We start from the raw sequence: 15,059 nt of genomic DNA, 5'->3' as shown, positions 1-15,059 counted from the left end.
AACGCCGGGACGGCTCAGTGATCGTGGCGCGCCAGTCCTAGGGGAGCCGTTCGTTCCCGTCGGCTACCTGCGGTTTCCTTCGGGCGGCCCTATGGGCGCGGCAGGGTCGGCGCCGTCGTCGTAGGCGATTGCTGCGGACCCATCGGTCCACTCGGACCCGTCCCGCCGGGCCCCATCATGCCGCCGGGCCCCATCATGCCGCCGGGTCCCATCATGCCGCCGGGTCCCATCATCGGGCAGCTCCCGTCACGGTCGCCGTAATGGCCCCGGTGCCAGCCATGGTGGCCGTTTGAGGACGAGCCCAAGAAGAACCCGGAGAAGAAGATCACTGCGACAACGAACACGACTCCGGCGACGATGCCAATCCACGCCACCAGTTGACCCAGCCGGCTTGGCCCATCGGGTCGGTCATCCCGGGCTTGCTCGGTCACGGTGGCCGGTTTGGCCTCGGATTCGGGTATTTGCGTCATGTTCGAATGGTGCCATCCGCATACCCAACCGGGGTAGGGACTATTGGCCCTAGAAAGGGCACCACCGTATCTGGTGAGCTTACTGAAGGTGGCCGCAATGGCACGCTGAATTGCCTGGTGTTGCAAGAAAATACGTATCGGAGGATGCGGGCGATGATGTACGGCGGATGGATGTGGGGAAACGGCTGGGTTTGGATGGGCGTTGGGATGGTGTTGTTCTGGGTGGCAGTGGTCACCGCCGTTGTCTTTGCCATCCGCTACTTACTCGACTCGGGCCGCGCGAGCGGCGGCTCGCCTCGTTACGATCTGCCGCGCCCTGAGGACGTGCTCTCCGAACGGTTCGCTCAAGGCGAGATTGATGAAGACGAATACCGGCAGCGGGTTGCGCTGCTGCAGAAACGCCGATAACCACGATGGGCAGCTTGACGCGGCGGGCAGCGTTGGCCACGGTCGACACGTTGGGTGCAGGCGCTATAAGTCTGCAGAGCGTGCAGACGCTGTTGCGTCAGGCCAACAGCTCCCGGCGCCACCTCACCTTTACCCCAACGGGTGTGACCGCCGATGATCCCGCCCTCACCGACGTCATCCGCGCACGCGCGCCTGAAGTCACCGGGTTCGTGCAGCAGGCCGTGCCCGGATGATGGGCGGCTGCACGATGGATCCGGCGGCGGACGGATTGATGTGAGAAAGCCTGATTAAACGCTAGTCTCAGCTAACGAGGAGTTCATGGTGTCCAGCGTTGACATTGCCGTCCTGGTAGGCGCGGCCTTGGCGATCGCCGGGTTGGCGTGGTACTTCTTTGCCCCCCGCCGCGCCCACACGGCTGCGGTCAGCGACGGGGTACAACGAATCCAAGTAACGGTCCGGGGTGGTTACAGCCCCAGCGTCGTCGAAGTGCGCCAGGGCATTCCAGTGGAGATCGAATTCGACCGGCAGGAAACCGGGGATTGCAGCTCCCGGGTGGTTTTCCCCGATCTTCATTTGTCGGCGGCGCTGCCCGCGCACCAACGCACCGCCGTCACTTTTACTCCGCAACAAGCGGGTTCGTTCGGATTTGCCTGCGGCATGAACATGATCCACGGCACACTCGTCGTCACCCCCAACGGCCACGCCAGCGGATCCCCCGAACCTGAACAGCCCGACGCCGCCGCGGGTTACGCGCCAGCGAGCGGCGCCGGGCGGCGGCCGACGGCCGCGGACGTTGAAGCCTCCCAGGCCGAAGAACGGCATGCCGAGGTCGCCGGCCTGACTCGCCGGGTGGTGATCGGGGCGGTGCTCACCGCACCGGTGCTGTATGCGGTGATGGCTCAGCCGTTGGGCTCCCAGTGGGTGCCTGCCGTATTGCTCAACCAGTGGGTGCAGCTGGCATTGATCACCCCGGTGATGTTTTACGTGGGCTGGCCGATCCATCGCACCGGCTGGCTGGCATTGGCACATCGCAGCGCCGACATGAACACCCTCGTCACCTTGGGCACCCTCGCAGCCTACGGTTACAGCCTGCTGGTTATGGTCGCCTCCAGCGCCTTGCCGGCCGAAGCGCGCGACGTGTATTTCGAGGCCGTCGGCGTGATCCTGACGCTGATCATGCTGGGCCGGCTCTTGGAAGCCCGCGCCAAGGCGGGCACGGGTGAGGCCATCCGTGCCCTGCTCGGCTTGCAGGCTCGCACCGCCCGTGTCGTGCGTGACGGCGCCGAAACCGAGCTCCCGGTCGATGAGGTGATCGTGGGCGACGAGATCGTGATCCGGCCGGGCGAGAAAATCCCGGTCGACGCCACCGTCCTGTCCGGACAGTCCGCCGTCGACGAGTCCATGGTGACCGGCGAATCGATGCCGGTCACCAAACAAATCGGCGACACCGTCATCGGCGCAACCATTAACACCACCGGGGCGCTGCGGGTACGCGCGACGAAAGTCGGTTCCGACACCATGCTCGCCCAAATCGTCCGCATGGTCCAGCAGGCGCAGGCATCGCGAGCCCCGATCCAGCGCCTGGCCGACGCGATCTCCGCTTATTTTGTACCGGTCGTAATCGCCATCGCCATCGCCACTTTCGCGGTCTGGTTTGTCGCCGGACCCACACCCACGTTGACGCAGGCGCTGGTATCGGCCGTGGCGGTGCTGATCATCGCTTGCCCCTGCGCACTCGGGCTGGCCACCCCGCTGTCGATCATGGTCGGTACCGGCAAGGGTGCCCGCGCGGGCATACTCATCCGCTCGGCAGAAGCCCTGGAGACCGCGCACAAACTCGACACCGTGGTGCTGGACAAGACCGGCACCATCACAGCCGGCAAACCCGCCCTCACCGACGTCCGCGTCACGGGGACACTGCCGGAGAGCGAACTGCTCACGTTGGTTGCAGCTGCCGAAGCCGACAGCGAACACCCGGTCGCCGGTGCCGTGCTCGCGGGAGCTCGTGATCGCGGCATCATCGTTCCCGCCACGACGGCCTTCGACTCCATTACCGGCAAGGGGGTGCGTGCCACGGTCGCAGGCCATACCCTGCTCGTCGGCACCGCGACATTATTAGCCGAAAATGGCATCGCCTCAGCCGAACTCGACCACATCAGCGCCGATCTCGCGGCAGAAGGGAAGACCCCTCTGCTGGCCGCCGTCGACGGCCAGCCGGCCGGGGTGCTCGCCGTCGCCGATACCGTCAAGGACGATTCCATCGCAGCGATCGCCGCCTTGCGCAAGCTGGGTCTGCAGGTCGTGATGATCACCGGGGACAACGCCCGCACCGCCGCCGCGATCGCCCGCCAGGTCGGGGTCGAGCGGGTGCTGGCAGAAGTCCTACCCGAACACAAAGCCAGCGAGATCCGCCGTCTGCAGGCCGAGGGCCGCAGGGCCGGCATGGTTGGTGACGGCATCAACGATGCACCCGCCCTGGCCCAAGCTGATGTGGGACTGGCCATCGGGACAGGCACCGACGTGGCCATCGAAGCCGCCGACATCACCCTGATTTCGGGGTCACTGGCCGGCGTGGTCACTGCAATCCGGCTCTCCCGCGCCACTATGCGCAACATCCGACAGAACCTGTTCTTCGCACTGATCTACAACGCCATCGGCATCCCGCTCGCCGCAGGAGTTCTGTATCCGCTTCTGGGGCTGCGGCTTTCACCGATGATCGCCGCCGCCGCCATGGCCCTGTCCTCACTGTCCGTGGTCGGCAATGCCAACCGCCTGCGCCACTACCACATTGAGGCGCTGCCTCCGGCCGAACCGTCGACGATCGAACCCCAGGTAGAAACCGTTGCCGCCCATGCCGAATCAGTTGCCGGCTAACGGCGAGGAAGACGTCACATGCTCCGTGTCGGCAAGAGATAGCGTTGCACCCCGCATCCTTGGCTCGTGTCGGCGACCGCCACCGAACGTACGTTCGGCACGAGCTGCCACGCTCGCAAAAGAGCATATGTCATGTGCCCCTGCGGGGTACAGTGGCTGACGAGGCGACATTGGTGGCCAACCATACCCATGACCGCGCTTCAAAGTCGAGAACCACCCGATGACGGGCATGTTGGGGAGTCACGTGGGAGACACATATGGATATGGCGCGCACAAGGAAAGCTACGCCAAGCGACTGCGCCGAATCGAGGGTCAGATTCGCGGCATCGCGAAGATGATCGACGACGACAAGTACTGCATCGACATCCTCACCCAAATCAGTGCAGCCAGCAGTTCTTTGCGCTCCGTGGCGTTGAACCTGCTCGACGACCACCTGGACCACTGCGTAAGCCAGGCAATTGCCGGCGGAGGAACCGAGGCGGACGTGAAGCTGGCCGAAGCCTCGGCCGCTATCGCACGACTTGTTCGCTCCTGATCTGACAGGGCGCGGGCGACCCCTCAAGGCCAATCAGCCCCGGATGCCTGAATTGACGCAGATACCCTACCGGGGTATTGTATTGACCATGGACAAGACACAGATCTGCAACCGCAAATCCACCCGTTGCACATGCGGCGACTCCGCCTGCGCTCAGGCAGCCGGCTGCACCTGCGGTCGCCCCGATTGCAGATGCAACGACTGACCACCGCAGGCCTGGGCCTCGATTCGCCCGTCGGGTGCCAGGTTGACTCCATGGAAACGCCGCGCGCGACTCAAAGCCAGCCGCGCAGATAACCAAACCTCCCTGCGCGCTGATGCCCTCACAATGACCGGTTCCCCAGGGCGCTATGGCCGCGGTCGATCAGCGCAAACGCCAAAAGCTTTACCGCCGAGGCTAAAACGAGAGCAGCGTCGTGGACCAACGCGCGGCGCGACGACATGCCCCGCTCAGGAACCAGCCGACGAACCGAAAGGCCGAGTTGATGAACAACTCAATGCGCCCCACCAGGCTCGGGTCGTGGGTGACCCCTGGTCATTCGTAAGGATCACCCGTATGCGCGAGGGATTCGACAGCGAGACAAGGTTGTCCTGGATTCTGGCCGCCCTGGCCGGGCTAATCGGTGCCGTGGCGTTCACTCACTCCGCCGGGTACTTCGTGACCTTTATGACCGGTAACACCGAACGGGCGGCGTTGGCCTACTTTCGTGATCAACCCTGGCGCGCCATATCGGCGGTGCTGCTGTTGGCGGCCTTCGTCGGCGGCGTGGTGGTTGCGTCATTGTGCAGACGCCATCTCTGGGTTGGGCATCCCCATGGCCCGACGGTCCTCACCGCCTTGTCCTTGGGCGCCGCCACCGCCGTCTGCATCGCCACACACGGGTGGTCAGCAATGGGTGACCTCTCCTTCGCGCCAATTCTCTTTGTTGCGTTCGGAGTTGGCGCCCTCAACACTTCATTTGTCAAGGACGGCGAGGTGTCAACCCCGCTGAGCTACGTGACCGGCACCCTCGTGAAGATGGGCCAGGGCATTGAACGTCATATCAGTGGCGGCTCGGCGGCCGCGTGGCTGGGATATCTTCTGCTTTATATAAGCTTCATCGTCGGCGCAGCTATCGGTGGGTCTATTAGCTTGGTTGCAAACGGATCTCAGATGTTGGCGATCGCCACCATCGTGTGCGCTCTAACCGCCGGGTACACGTTTTTCCATAGCGACCGCCGTGCCCTTTTGAAGGAATCAGCTGGCAGACATCCATCTCGCCATTCATCGCCCAGAATGATCCGGAAGAAGTCGAGTTGACCGTCGGACGCTGAGTTGAAGTCGATGAACCGAACACGTGACCTCGAGCCGGCAATGGCGTCAGCGTCAGGTGGATGTGATTAGGCCCCCACCCAGCGGCGGCATCGATGCCATTAGGTGGCCCCGCCGATGAAGTGTCGATGCAATTCCTCGGTGAGAACCTGGATTTGGCGGGTCAAGTCCGTGTTGGTTTTGAGCTCCAATTCCTGAGCCTCAAAGTCGTGGTCGGCCTGAGCCTGTTGGAAGGCGGCTTGGCGGTTCTGGCCGATCATCACGAACGTCGACAGGAAGATCGCTTCGAGCGAAACCACCAAAGCAAGTATCGGCCACGAGTACTTTTCCAATGCCGCTATCCACACGGCGAAAAGGACCGCGTGAATCCAGACGAAGCTCATCGAGCCCGCGAACGCGGTAATGCGGTCGGCCAGCCGCAGGTGAAGTCTCTCGCTTCGTCTCTTGGCCTCCTCCACCACGGCAGGATGGTGGACTTGACTATCGCGCAACAACCGGTGGGGAATGAGTTGGGGGGTGTGCCGATCGGTGTGGAGGCGTGGGGTTGTCATCTTCGGCTTTTGGGCGTCCATAGGGTTCATTCTGACTCGTTTCGCCGGCCGCCTTTCCAGACGTGAGGGGAGATCGTCGAGAGCCGCGGCGGCCGACGGCGGCGCCTCGACTCGCTGATGTGGTGGGCGGGCGGTTCTCAGTCCCGGCCGCGGCCTCCAAACAGCTGCAGGAAGAACGAGAACACGTTGAGCGCATCCAGGAAGATCGATGCGGCGATCAGCGGCGCCGAGTCCATATCCGTCGATCGCCGGAGGCGCTGGAAGTCAACCATCGTCAGACCTGCGAAGACGACCAGGCCGAGGATCGAATAGATGACCGCGCCGCCGGGAATGTGGACGAAGATCAACACGACCCCGAATCCGATGAGCGCAAGCAGCGCCCAGAAGCCGATACGCGCGATGCCGGACAGGTCGGTGCGGGTGGCGTAACCGAAGGCGCCGCAGCCGGCGACGAACAGGGCCGTCGCACCACCCGCCTCCCACAGCGCCTGCGGGTCGGCCTCGGCGTAGTAGACCAGCGTCGGAGACATCCCCAGCCCCATCAGCAGGCCCACCGACAACAGCAGTGCCATGCTCAAACCCGCGGAGCTGCGGCTGGCGAACCGCATGCCGATCAAGCAGACGAACGCCAGGATGAAGAACACAAATGCCAAGCCGTTGCCGAGGTTGCGGCCAAGATACGCACCGAGGGCGAACAGGCCGGCGGCGGCGGCCACCGACCACATGACCTGACCGAAAAGGGTGCGGGTCCGATTTTGCACCCCGACCGCGCCGTATTCGGCTGAGCTCATGGCATGTCCGTCCTAAGTCGGGAAAATCTTCTCGGAAGAGGCGCGCTTCGCATGCCCGAAGTATGTCGCGATGGCGAGCATCCGTCGATGGCACAGGCGACAACGTCGGCACCTGGCCGGTGCGTCTTTCGAACAATGCTCAGCGCGCCGCACGCCGTTGGCAACTTGGACGGCGAAGACCTGACTCCCCGGCCACGCGATATCTATTGTCGCGGGCGTCGGGCACCGTAGAGGATGGGGACGCGGATGCCATCGTCCGCGTCGATCTCGTCCCAGGCCTGCGCCATCAAAGTGATCATCGCCGGCGTCAGCGCGTCCTTGCGCCGCGGGTTGTTCATTGTGAGCACGACGACGTCGCCGTCACGCTCCACCTTCAAATGCGGTTCGTCCGCATCGACTCCACCATCTATCAAGGCTTCACGGGAACTGACGGGGCCCGTGACCGCAGAGACGACAACGCTCCAGGGGGGCGCGATCGGGGTATGACGGCGGTTCCGGCGGCTGCGATACAAAGGCCGGCAACGATGAAGCAGCCGACCGTATACCAGAGGCTTGAGCCGTCCCGGTGAGTCCGGAGACTGCATTCGTTGAATCACCCTGCCTTTGGTGGGGTGCGTTTGTGATCGTAGTAGAGCGTCTCGACGGCCTCGGGAGTGAAGTCGTCGAGGTACTCGTGGGGGCGTTCGGTGTTGAACCAGACCACCCATTCAGCGGTCGCCAGCTCGACCTGGTTGACGTCGCGCCACGGGCCTTGCCGGCGGATAAGTTCGTTCTTGAACGAGCCGACGGTGGTCTCGGCCAGCGCATTGTCCAGCGCATCGCCAACCGAGCCGACGGAGGGATCCACGCCCTCATCGATGAGCCGCTGGGTGAAGGCCACCGAGGTGTATTGACTGCCCGCGTCGCTGTGCGCAATCAGCCCGTGCAGACTGGTGGTGCCGTCCTGGGCGCGAGTGAAGAACGCATGCTCGATAGCGTCGAGGACCAGATCGGTGGTCATGGATCTGGCGGCCCGCCAGCCTAGGATCCGGCGGCTGTAGGCGTCGATGACGAATGCGACGTAGACGAATCCCATCCAGGTCGACACATACGTAAAGTCGGCCACCCACAACCGATTTGGCGCCGCGGCATAAAAGCGGCGGTCCACCAGATCCGGGTATCGCCGATGAGTGTCGTCGGCGATGGTGGTCTTGTGCTTGGATCCGTACCGCGCGCCCTCCCAACCGTTCTCGCGCATGATCCGCTCCACCGTGCACCGGGCGACATCGTGACCCTGGCTGCGTAGCCAGATCCACAACTTGCGTGACCCCAGCGTCTGGACGAACTTGCCCTTTTCTTGTCTTCCCGCGCCGCGGTGATGATCTCGACCAGCTCGGCGTCATGGATCTGCCGTCGTGTCGGGGTCTTGTTGATCCACTCGTAGTAGGTCGACGGGCTGATCGGCACGCCATGCTCAGACAGCACCGCACACATGGGCTCGACACCCCAGCGCAGCCCGGCCCCGCCGTTGGGGCCGGCCACCTGGTGGTCCTTGTGTTCGGCGATGAACCGGATCACCGTCTCCCGGGCCGGTCGAGCTCGGCCCCGAAGAAAATCGCCGCTGCTTTCAAGATCTCGTTGGCCCGGCGCAGCTCGGCAATCTCCTTGCGCAGCGCCTTGTTCTCCTCGGCCATCGCGGAGGTCACACCCGGCCGCTGGCCGGTATCGACCTCCGAGCGGCGGATCCAGGTCCGCAACGTCTCCGGTGTGCCGATCCCCAACATGCCCGTGACCGCCGTGATCGCCGCCCACTGCGACGGGTACTGCGGGCGCACCTCAGCGACCATGCGCACCGCACGTTCACGAAGCTCGTCGGGGTACTTGCTGACACGTCCCATAACCCAGATCCTCCCAAGATCGGGAGTCTCCGGAAACGCCGGGACGGCTCAGCTGCCGGTGGGATCGCCGTTGGCCGTGATCCCGTTGACGGCACCGAAGTACGCCGGTAGCGACGTCGCCCACAGAATGCTCATGACCGCGAGGTAGGCGGTGGCGTAGCCGAGGATGGCGGGGTTGGAATAGCGCACAGCCTCCGGGTCGTCGCGGCGCGACCGGCGCCATTGTTTGACCAGGACCACGCAGGCGATGACGGCGAGCACCGCCAGTTCAGCGCTGTAGATGATCCCGACCACGGTCGTGCTGTGCGATAGCGCGCCCGCGATCGTGGCGGGTAGCGGTAGCACCGCGGTGCCGATCGACGCCAGGACACCGATAGTGATGGTGCGCCACAGCAGCTGTAACCCGGAAAACGTTATGCCGTCCTCGACTTGACGGCCGACGAAAAGCTGGACGAAAAACGCCAGCGACATCGGCCACAGCGCGGCGAACACCACGACACTGGGGAGGGGCACCGAACCGAAGAACGGCTTGTTCATCGGATTGTCCAGAGTCCATTCCCACCACCGCAGTTGGGGCCCAAGCTGGTCAAAGACCTCGTAGAACGCATGGTGGACAACGCCGACGCAGACCGCGCCGATCAGTGCGCCATAGTGCCGGAAAACCGCAAGCATACGGACGATCTCGTAGGCCACGGTGGCCATCATCGGGTAAACGGCGACGATGTAGAGGGGCAGCCGGCCCCACAGGAAGTCGACGGTGAATACGTTGTGGGCAAACATCGTGTCGACGCGGCTGCCGATCCCGAAGGCAGCTGGGAAGTACAGGGGCGGTTCGATGATGAGCAGATACGTGATCGCCCCGAACCACAGCACCAGATTTGTCGGATCGTGGTGACGACGCAGTCGCACCATGGCGCAGACCAGCGCCAGCAACGCTCCGGCGATCACTGTGACTTCCAGCACGGGCAGAGTCCAGTTCTGCAGTCCGAAAGGATTGCGGAACTCGACGAGGCCCCCCGCGGTCCGACACGAAAAGCCAAGTCTTGCAGCAAGGTCGGCGAACGTCGGTGCACATAGTTCGGACATAGCGGTCCTCACACGTTCTGGTTGGCGGCTGCGGTATACCAGTGAGTGACGTCGTAGCCAGCGTCATAACGCCTGAACCATTCTTCGGCTAAGACGGGCAGTTTCTCGTGTGCGGGGTTGTGACCGGGAATCTGGCTGCGCACGATCCCGGACATGGCGACGAGCTGCCTGCGCAGCGGCAGATGCTTGAAAGCGTTTTCGAGCGGGCCGTCGTACGGCGCATCGAAGAACGGCAGCCTCTGCATCAGCGCCTTTCTCCGACGGTGCGTGCCGAACATCGACATGGCGTCGATGCTGCGCTGCTCGACCGGTACGTGCTTGTTGAACCCTTTGCAGGCTATGCGTAGCACCGACCAGACGTGTCTGAAGATCGACGGCGCCACCCGCATTCGATACCACGGGTCATCGACGACCGAGTTATAGATGATTAGCGCCGAGCTGCGGTGCTCGACCTCCTCGACGAAGTGCCACAAAAACAGTGATGCCACCCGATCGTCCCCGGACGCAAACAGCGAGTCGTCATGATCGAGCATCAGCTTGAACGCTGGCGTGAACGTCGCCTCGAGATCGGCGGTGTACGCGAGCCGGTATTGCAACGGCGTGTTGGCAGTCAGATCGTCGAACGCCGCGACCACCTCGTCGAGGGTCTCTTTGAGCGCCGGATGGCTTTTGATCAATCCCTTCGCGTGTTGGCGGTGAGCCATCGAATGCTGACCCTCTTGGCGGACAAACGCTCGCGCTTCCTCTGCCACCTCCGGATCGGTGATCAATCGGAGGGCCTGGGGGATCATCTGGCCGATCATTTTCTCGAACGCGATCGCCAGAAACGAGACCGCGTTGGCCATGCTGGAAAAAGCGGGGTTTTGCTCGTTCCACAGGAACGGAACGTCGTGGTCGGCAAACGCGAACCGCATCTTGCGCACGATGAGATCCGTCATCAGATGCTCCTCACTTGTCTCACGCAGGCCCGCACCCAACAGCAGCTCTAGCTATCATACGTATGGTTGCTCATCCGTATGATTCATCAACGATCGGCTCTCGTCAATGACATGGGCGAGCAGCCGTTTCTGGCGCGGTTATGCGGAGCCGATATCCTGCGGGAGTGTTGTTGTTTGGGGTTATCGACCGTGGCGCGTAGGCGCGGCTGGAACGGGCAGCCACCGGTCACCGACGAGGAAGCCTCTGAGCGCATTGTCGCTACGGCGGTCACGTTGATCGCCGAAACCGGCTCCGATGTCAGCCTCGCCGAGGTTGCCGAATCCTTGGGAATCATCCGACAGACGGTGTACCGCTACTTTCCGACCGCCGAAGCTCTGATGCGCGCAGCGGCGCTGGCTTCAGTCGACAGCTTTCTCGACAGGCTCACCGAAGCGGTCCGCGGCATTGGCGATCCGGCCGAGGCGATGACAGAAGGAGTGTTGTACGCGCTCGAACAAGTAACGCGCACACCGCATTTGGGTATCCTGCTGTCCGAACAATACCGCAACTCCTATACGCAAAGCCTGGCATCCGATGAGGCCCAGACTTTCGGGATGCGGATGATTACCCGCTTCGACGTCGACTGGGTACGGTACGGCTATGACCAGGCGGCGCTGCGCGAACTGGTGGAATTCACCTTACGCATAATGCTCTCGTTCTTCGTCGCGCCCAACGACCCCAATCGGAGCCGAGAAGAACTGCGACGCTTTATCAAACGCTGGCTGGGGGGCGCTATCTTGGCCCAGCAGCACGGCTCCGTCGTTCCTGTCGCCGACAGCCACCAGGGTCCCGCGGTTGACAGTTTCGAACGGTCTCGCTGAGCCGGCTCGCGCTGAACGCGAACCGCGCACGAGAGGGCCTCGTGTCACACCTTGCCCTTGAGGAGCTCACCGACGACGAGCCGCGAGTAATACCATGCAGTCTTACCAATCGTCGGCGGGTCGAGGGTGCTGAAGACGGCATCAGCGATACCGAAGGGCATCATGCCCGGAATTGACCCGCGCGCGTACTCCAGCATGAACGCCGCGTTTGGCACGGCATAACCCTTTGCTCGGCCTCCCGCCAAATACGCCACATCCCCGGGCCCATACACGCTTCGCTCGAATTGACCCTCCTCGTAGCACCACACCTCGCCGTCAATGATGAAGTCCCACACCTCGCTGGCGTAGCGGCCCGAATGGCCTTCGGTGCCGATCGGGGTGCCGAAAAAAATGAGGTATTCCGACAGTGACGCATGGAGAAGCTTCAGCTGCCCCATCGCGCCACCGGCATTGTTGAACACCCACGGGATGTCATCACGGACGTGGCCGCGATACTCATCTTTCAGATCCTCGATGATCTGCGCAAAAGCCGCGTCCTTGGTGTCCAGCCCTGTCGCGTTCTTTGCGATCGCGTGCAGGATCTTGGCATCAAATATCGCTCCCATGAGAAGGGACGCTATCCCATCATACATCTTCTGTCTATCATGTATGATGACTCCGGCCCTATTGATAGCTCGGTGGAAGCTCGCCCTGCATTGCGCGTTTTACGCCGCAGCTTGATGTGATTGGTCGATATCGCGCCGCCCGGCACCGGGAAAGAAAACTGGCCAGAGCTCATGGCTCTGACCAGTACTTTCAAAAGTGGAGCTGCCGGGAATCGAACCCGGGTCCTACGGCATTCCCTCAAGGCTTCTCCGTGCGCAGTCCGCTATGTCTCTACTCGGATCTCCTGGTCACGCGAACCAGCCAGGATGACGATCCCAGTCGCTGTGAGTGTCCCGATGAGTCCCGCGACCGAACTCATCGGTTGATCCCTCTAGCTGATGCCAGGGTCCGGGCCGAGGGCGGTCCCGGTCTGACAGACTAGCTGTCGCTTAGGCAGCGAGAGCGTAGTCGCGCTGATGTGAATCGGCGCTTATATGGTTGCAACGACGCTTACGGTGGTCTCTTGCCTGCACCGGCACGCTTCCCTTGATTCGATGCGCGAAGTCGAAACCGTTCAGCCCCTTGTCTTTTTCTTCGAGCATCCCTGCCGATTTTCGGCAGGACAATCAATACTACGCCGCCAACAACGGGCGGCCACGGAGATTTGTTCCCCACCAGGCCACAGCCGAGTGCCCCCGGCCTCACGACCAGGGGCACTCGGGCGAAACTGTTGCCTAGCTGATGCCCACCACCTCTTGCGCGATGGCGGCGACGCGGGTCTGCGCCGCCGACACGATCCGCTGGCGGTTCTTGTGCGCCTCTTCGTAAGCGATGATCGTCCGGACGTCGTCGGCATCGGTCAGTTCCTTGATCGCGGCCACCGCGTCGTTGATGTTGAGGTCGTCGTACTTACGGATGGGCAGCTCCTTCGCGTCCAGCACACCGGCTGCGGCGCGACCCGAGTGCAGCGCGTCGGCGGCCTCGTCGGCCCCCTCGGAGCGGGTGACGCGCTCGGCGGCCCGCAGCGCCGCGCTCTGCGAGGCGGACAGCGCCTTCGCCGCGATCTCGCCGGCGCTGCCACCGCGCTTGACCAGGTCGTTGAGCGCGGGGCCGGCGGAGCGCAGGGCATCCACTGTCCTGTCCACGCCTCGCGCCGACCATGCCACCGGCAGGTTGACCAGCTTGACCGCGGTACCGGCGGCCATCTGCAGCGGGGTGCGACGCAACGCGGCCGGGCCGCCGAGGGCGTCCTCGGCCAGCACGGTGGTCAGCCAGTCGACGGTCGCGGAGTGCGCGGTGATCAGGCGGTCGGCCAGGCTCTCGATGTCCTGCCGCTTCGCGGCGACTGCCAACGCCTTGGTGTAGCGGGCCCGGTCCAGCAACTGGTCCTCGAGCGCGAGATCGCCCAGCAGCGCCTCGTCGAACGGCTCGGCCTGCTCGGTCAGCGCCTTGACCACGGCGGCGGCGCGGCCGAGGAAGGGGCCGATGACGTCGGGGTAGCCGCCGAGCTTGCGGATCGCGCCCTCGATGGCCTCGGCGCGCTTGCGGCCGTTGGCGGCGTTCTGGGTGAGCTCACGGCGCACCGCGTCGGTGCGCGCCTGGATGATTCGCGTTTCCGCGATCTGGATCTCGGTGTTGGTCAAGTCGAGCAGCGTGCGCAGTTGCGCAAGCAAACGAGTCGTGTCCGGTGCCGTCATGAAGAATCGACCTCCTGGGCTTCTTGGCTGTGTCGGCGCGAATGCGCCCGTAACAGTTGGCTACCCATCCGGTCCGCCGCGCCAATCCCCTCGACCGGGTATGTGACGCAGCTCGCACTTGCGAATTTCTCGAGGTAGCTGGCGTCCTGATTCCGCCACATCCAGATCGACGTCAGCGTGCCGCGCACTCACACTTCTTCGCGGCAGGGTCGATGTCGGCGGCGCTAGATGACGAAGTTCAGGTGCTCGACAATTCGTGACGCGACCTCTGGGTCGCCGCCGAGCTCGACGCTCTGGGAGCGGGCGGCGCACATGGGCCGCCCCCCGGACAGCCGCGTGAACTGCAGGCCGTCGAGCCGGATCGTCGCCGTTGGTTCCCGGCCGCCGAAATCGTCCACGACCTGAGCCCGGCCGTCGACCACTACACGGATGCTGCGCGCCAGCGGGCCGGTCAGCTCGAACAGGATGCGCGAACCGTCGGGCGCCTTGCCGCGCTTGCCGACGACGTAGCCGATGGTGGAGACGATCTCGTCGACGGAGAGCCGGCCGGCCGGGCCGCCGAGTTCGTTGTCGGCCGAGGGCCGGCCCAGCGCCTCGCGGATGTCCTGCTCGTGCATCCAGCAGTCGAACACCCGCACCCGCATGAACCGCCCGTAGCTCTCCGGGCCCACCGGCGTGACGGTCGGGGCGTTCCACTCCTCCTCGGTCAGCTTGGTCAGCGCCACGCGACGCTCGTCGGTCACCGCGCGGAACCGCTCGAGAACGTGGGCGCCGGGTTCCCCGGCGAGGTGGCGAACCCAGCACTCGTTCATCACGCCGACGTCATTGCGCACATGGCCGAGGGCGGAGACGTCCACATCCGGCCGGGGCGCGGAGACCCCGGACAGGAAGGACTCCGTCCCGATCATGTGCGACACCAGGGCCTTGACGTCCCAGCCCGGCAGCGGGCTGACCGCCCGCCACTCCGTCTCGGAGAGCCCGTCGAGGAGCGCACCGATGTCGTCCCATACCGCAAACAACCCGGCGAGCACCTCGGATTTGTCGAGCTTGGTGACGGGTCGATCGGCCATGGAC

General features: G+C 63.9%; 13 protein-coding genes, 1 other RNA gene and 3 pseudogenes. 6 read left to right on the top strand and 11 right to left on the bottom strand.

What is annotated here, in order from left to right; all coding sequences use genetic code 11:
* Nucleotides 1-89 precede the first annotated feature (89 nt).
* Nucleotides 90-470: a hypothetical protein gene (locus tag G6N56_RS25350; RefSeq protein ID WP_085255111.1), complete on the bottom strand. Its 381-nt coding sequence runs from the start codon at nt 468-470 to the stop codon at nt 90-92.
* A gap of 153 nt (nt 471-623) precedes the next feature.
* Between G6N56_RS25350 and G6N56_RS25345 the strand changes: the two genes are divergently transcribed.
* From G6N56_RS25345 to G6N56_RS25325, 5 genes are all read left to right on the top strand, one after another.
* On the top strand, nt 624-878 hold the full coding sequence (locus G6N56_RS25345) for an SHOCT domain-containing protein (protein WP_085255182.1): 255 nt from the start codon (nt 624-626) through the stop codon (nt 876-878).
* A gap of 14 nt (nt 879-892) precedes the next feature.
* A complete protein-coding gene (locus tag G6N56_RS25340; protein WP_142280525.1) occupies nt 893-1,111 on the top strand; it encodes a hypothetical protein in 219 nt (72 codons plus the stop codon).
* An 88-nt stretch (nt 1,112-1,199) separates the two neighbouring features.
* Entirely contained in the window at nt 1,200-3,752 is a 2,553-nt protein-coding gene (locus G6N56_RS25335) for a heavy metal translocating P-type ATPase (protein WP_085255183.1), read from the top strand.
* Between the two features lie 229 nt (nt 3,753-3,981).
* Nucleotides 3,982-4,287, top strand: coding sequence for a copper-sensing transcriptional repressor RicR (gene ricR, locus G6N56_RS25330; protein WP_085255184.1), 306 nt, complete (start codon nt 3,982-3,984; stop codon nt 4,285-4,287).
* 556 nt (nt 4,288-4,843) lie between these two features.
* On the top strand, nt 4,844-5,587 hold the full coding sequence (locus tag G6N56_RS25325; RefSeq protein WP_085255113.1) for a YoaK family protein: 744 nt from the start codon (nt 4,844-4,846) through the stop codon (nt 5,585-5,587).
* Between the two features lie 113 nt (nt 5,588-5,700).
* Here the strand turns inward: G6N56_RS25325 and G6N56_RS25320 are convergent, their stop codons facing one another.
* The 6 genes and pseudogenes from G6N56_RS25320 to G6N56_RS25295 all read right to left on the bottom strand — a co-directional run bounded on the left by G6N56_RS25320 (nt 5,701) and on the right by G6N56_RS25295 (nt 10,842).
* Nucleotides 5,701-6,171, bottom strand: coding sequence for a DUF1003 domain-containing protein (locus G6N56_RS25320; RefSeq protein WP_232069150.1), 471 nt, complete (start codon nt 6,169-6,171; stop codon nt 5,701-5,703).
* Between the two features lie 116 nt (nt 6,172-6,287).
* Nucleotides 6,288-6,941 carry a Bax inhibitor-1/YccA family protein gene (locus G6N56_RS25315; RefSeq protein WP_085255114.1) on the bottom strand — a complete coding sequence of 218 codons (654 nt, stop codon included), beginning with the start codon at nt 6,939-6,941 and terminating at the stop codon, nt 6,288-6,290.
* A 221-nt stretch (nt 6,942-7,162) separates the two neighbouring features.
* A pseudogene (locus tag G6N56_RS29325) lies at nt 7,163-7,279 on the bottom strand (enoyl-CoA hydratase-related protein); the annotation flags it as partial.
* Nucleotides 7,280-7,533: 254 nt separating this feature from the next.
* Nucleotides 7,534-8,818 (bottom strand): annotated as a pseudogene (locus G6N56_RS25305) (IS3 family transposase).
* Between the two features lie 51 nt (nt 8,819-8,869).
* Nucleotides 8,870-9,904, bottom strand: a pseudogene (locus G6N56_RS25300) (DUF7802 domain-containing protein); the annotation flags it as partial.
* A gap of 8 nt (nt 9,905-9,912) precedes the next feature.
* Nucleotides 9,913-10,842 carry a metal-dependent hydrolase gene (locus G6N56_RS25295; RefSeq protein WP_085255116.1) on the bottom strand — a complete coding sequence of 310 codons (930 nt, stop codon included), beginning with the start codon at nt 10,840-10,842 and terminating at the stop codon, nt 9,913-9,915.
* 189 nt (nt 10,843-11,031) lie between these two features.
* Here G6N56_RS25295 and G6N56_RS25290 point away from each other — a divergent pair, with 189 nt between their 5' ends.
* Nucleotides 11,032-11,703, top strand: a complete 672-nt coding sequence (locus G6N56_RS25290; RefSeq protein WP_085255117.1) for a TetR/AcrR family transcriptional regulator — start codon at nt 11,032-11,034, stop codon at nt 11,701-11,703.
* A 44-nt stretch (nt 11,704-11,747) separates the two neighbouring features.
* On the opposite strand, the gene G6N56_RS25285 is transcribed toward G6N56_RS25290, so the two are convergent.
* The 4 genes from G6N56_RS25285 to G6N56_RS25270 form a co-directional block, all read right to left on the bottom strand.
* Nucleotides 11,748-12,308, bottom strand: coding sequence for an ERG2 family protein (locus tag G6N56_RS25285; RefSeq protein WP_158090713.1), 561 nt, complete (start codon nt 12,306-12,308; stop codon nt 11,748-11,750).
* A 194-nt stretch (nt 12,309-12,502) separates the two neighbouring features.
* Nucleotides 12,503-12,870: a transfer-messenger RNA gene (gene ssrA / locus G6N56_RS25280) on the bottom strand.
* Nucleotides 12,871-13,022: 152 nt separating this feature from the next.
* A complete protein-coding gene (locus tag G6N56_RS25275) occupies nt 13,023-13,985 on the bottom strand; it encodes a DUF8129 domain-containing protein (RefSeq protein ID WP_085255119.1) in 963 nt (320 codons plus the stop codon).
* Nucleotides 13,986-14,209: 224 nt separating this feature from the next.
* Nucleotides 14,210-15,055: a maleylpyruvate isomerase family mycothiol-dependent enzyme gene (locus G6N56_RS25270; protein WP_085255121.1), complete on the bottom strand. Its 846-nt coding sequence runs from the start codon at nt 15,053-15,055 to the stop codon at nt 14,210-14,212.
* Between the last annotated feature and the right edge of the window lie 4 nt (nt 15,056-15,059).

The sequence above is a fragment of the Mycobacterium saskatchewanense genome, assembly GCF_010729105.1.
In the GTDB taxonomy this organism is placed as follows: domain Bacteria; phylum Actinomycetota; class Actinomycetes; order Mycobacteriales; family Mycobacteriaceae; genus Mycobacterium; species Mycobacterium saskatchewanense.
Note: the sequence above shows the minus strand (reverse complement) of the source record. Positions and strands in the feature narration are given on the sequence as shown.

What these genes read in the sequence shown, in the direction of transcription:
- G6N56_RS25350 (WP_085255111.1), bottom strand. Translation starts at nt 470, where the DNA reads ATGACGCAAATACCCGAATCCGAGGCCAAACCGGCCACCGTGACCGAG.
- G6N56_RS25345 (WP_085255182.1), top strand. Translation starts at nt 624, where the DNA reads ATGATGTACGGCGGATGGATGTGGGGAAACGGCTGGGTTTGGATGGGC.
- ricR (WP_085255184.1), top strand. Translation starts at nt 3,982, where the DNA reads ATGTTGGGGAGTCACGTGGGAGACACATATGGATATGGCGCGCACAAG.
- G6N56_RS25325 (WP_085255113.1), top strand. Translation starts at nt 4,844, where the DNA reads ATGCGCGAGGGATTCGACAGCGAGACAAGGTTGTCCTGGATTCTGGCC.
- G6N56_RS25320 (WP_232069150.1), bottom strand. Translation starts at nt 6,171, where the DNA reads ATGGACGCCCAAAAGCCGAAGATGACAACCCCACGCCTCCACACCGAT.
- G6N56_RS25315 (WP_085255114.1), bottom strand. Translation starts at nt 6,941, where the DNA reads ATGAGCTCAGCCGAATACGGCGCGGTCGGGGTGCAAAATCGGACCCGC.
- G6N56_RS25295 (WP_085255116.1), bottom strand. Translation starts at nt 10,842, where the DNA reads ATGACGGATCTCATCGTGCGCAAGATGCGGTTCGCGTTTGCCGACCAC.
- G6N56_RS25285 (WP_158090713.1), bottom strand. Translation starts at nt 12,308, where the DNA reads ATGGGAGCGATATTTGATGCCAAGATCCTGCACGCGATCGCAAAGAAC.
- G6N56_RS25275 (WP_085255119.1), bottom strand. Translation starts at nt 13,985, where the DNA reads ATGACGGCACCGGACACGACTCGTTTGCTTGCGCAACTGCGCACGCTG.
- G6N56_RS25270 (WP_085255121.1), bottom strand. Translation starts at nt 15,055, where the DNA reads ATGGCCGATCGACCCGTCACCAAGCTCGACAAATCCGAGGTGCTCGCC.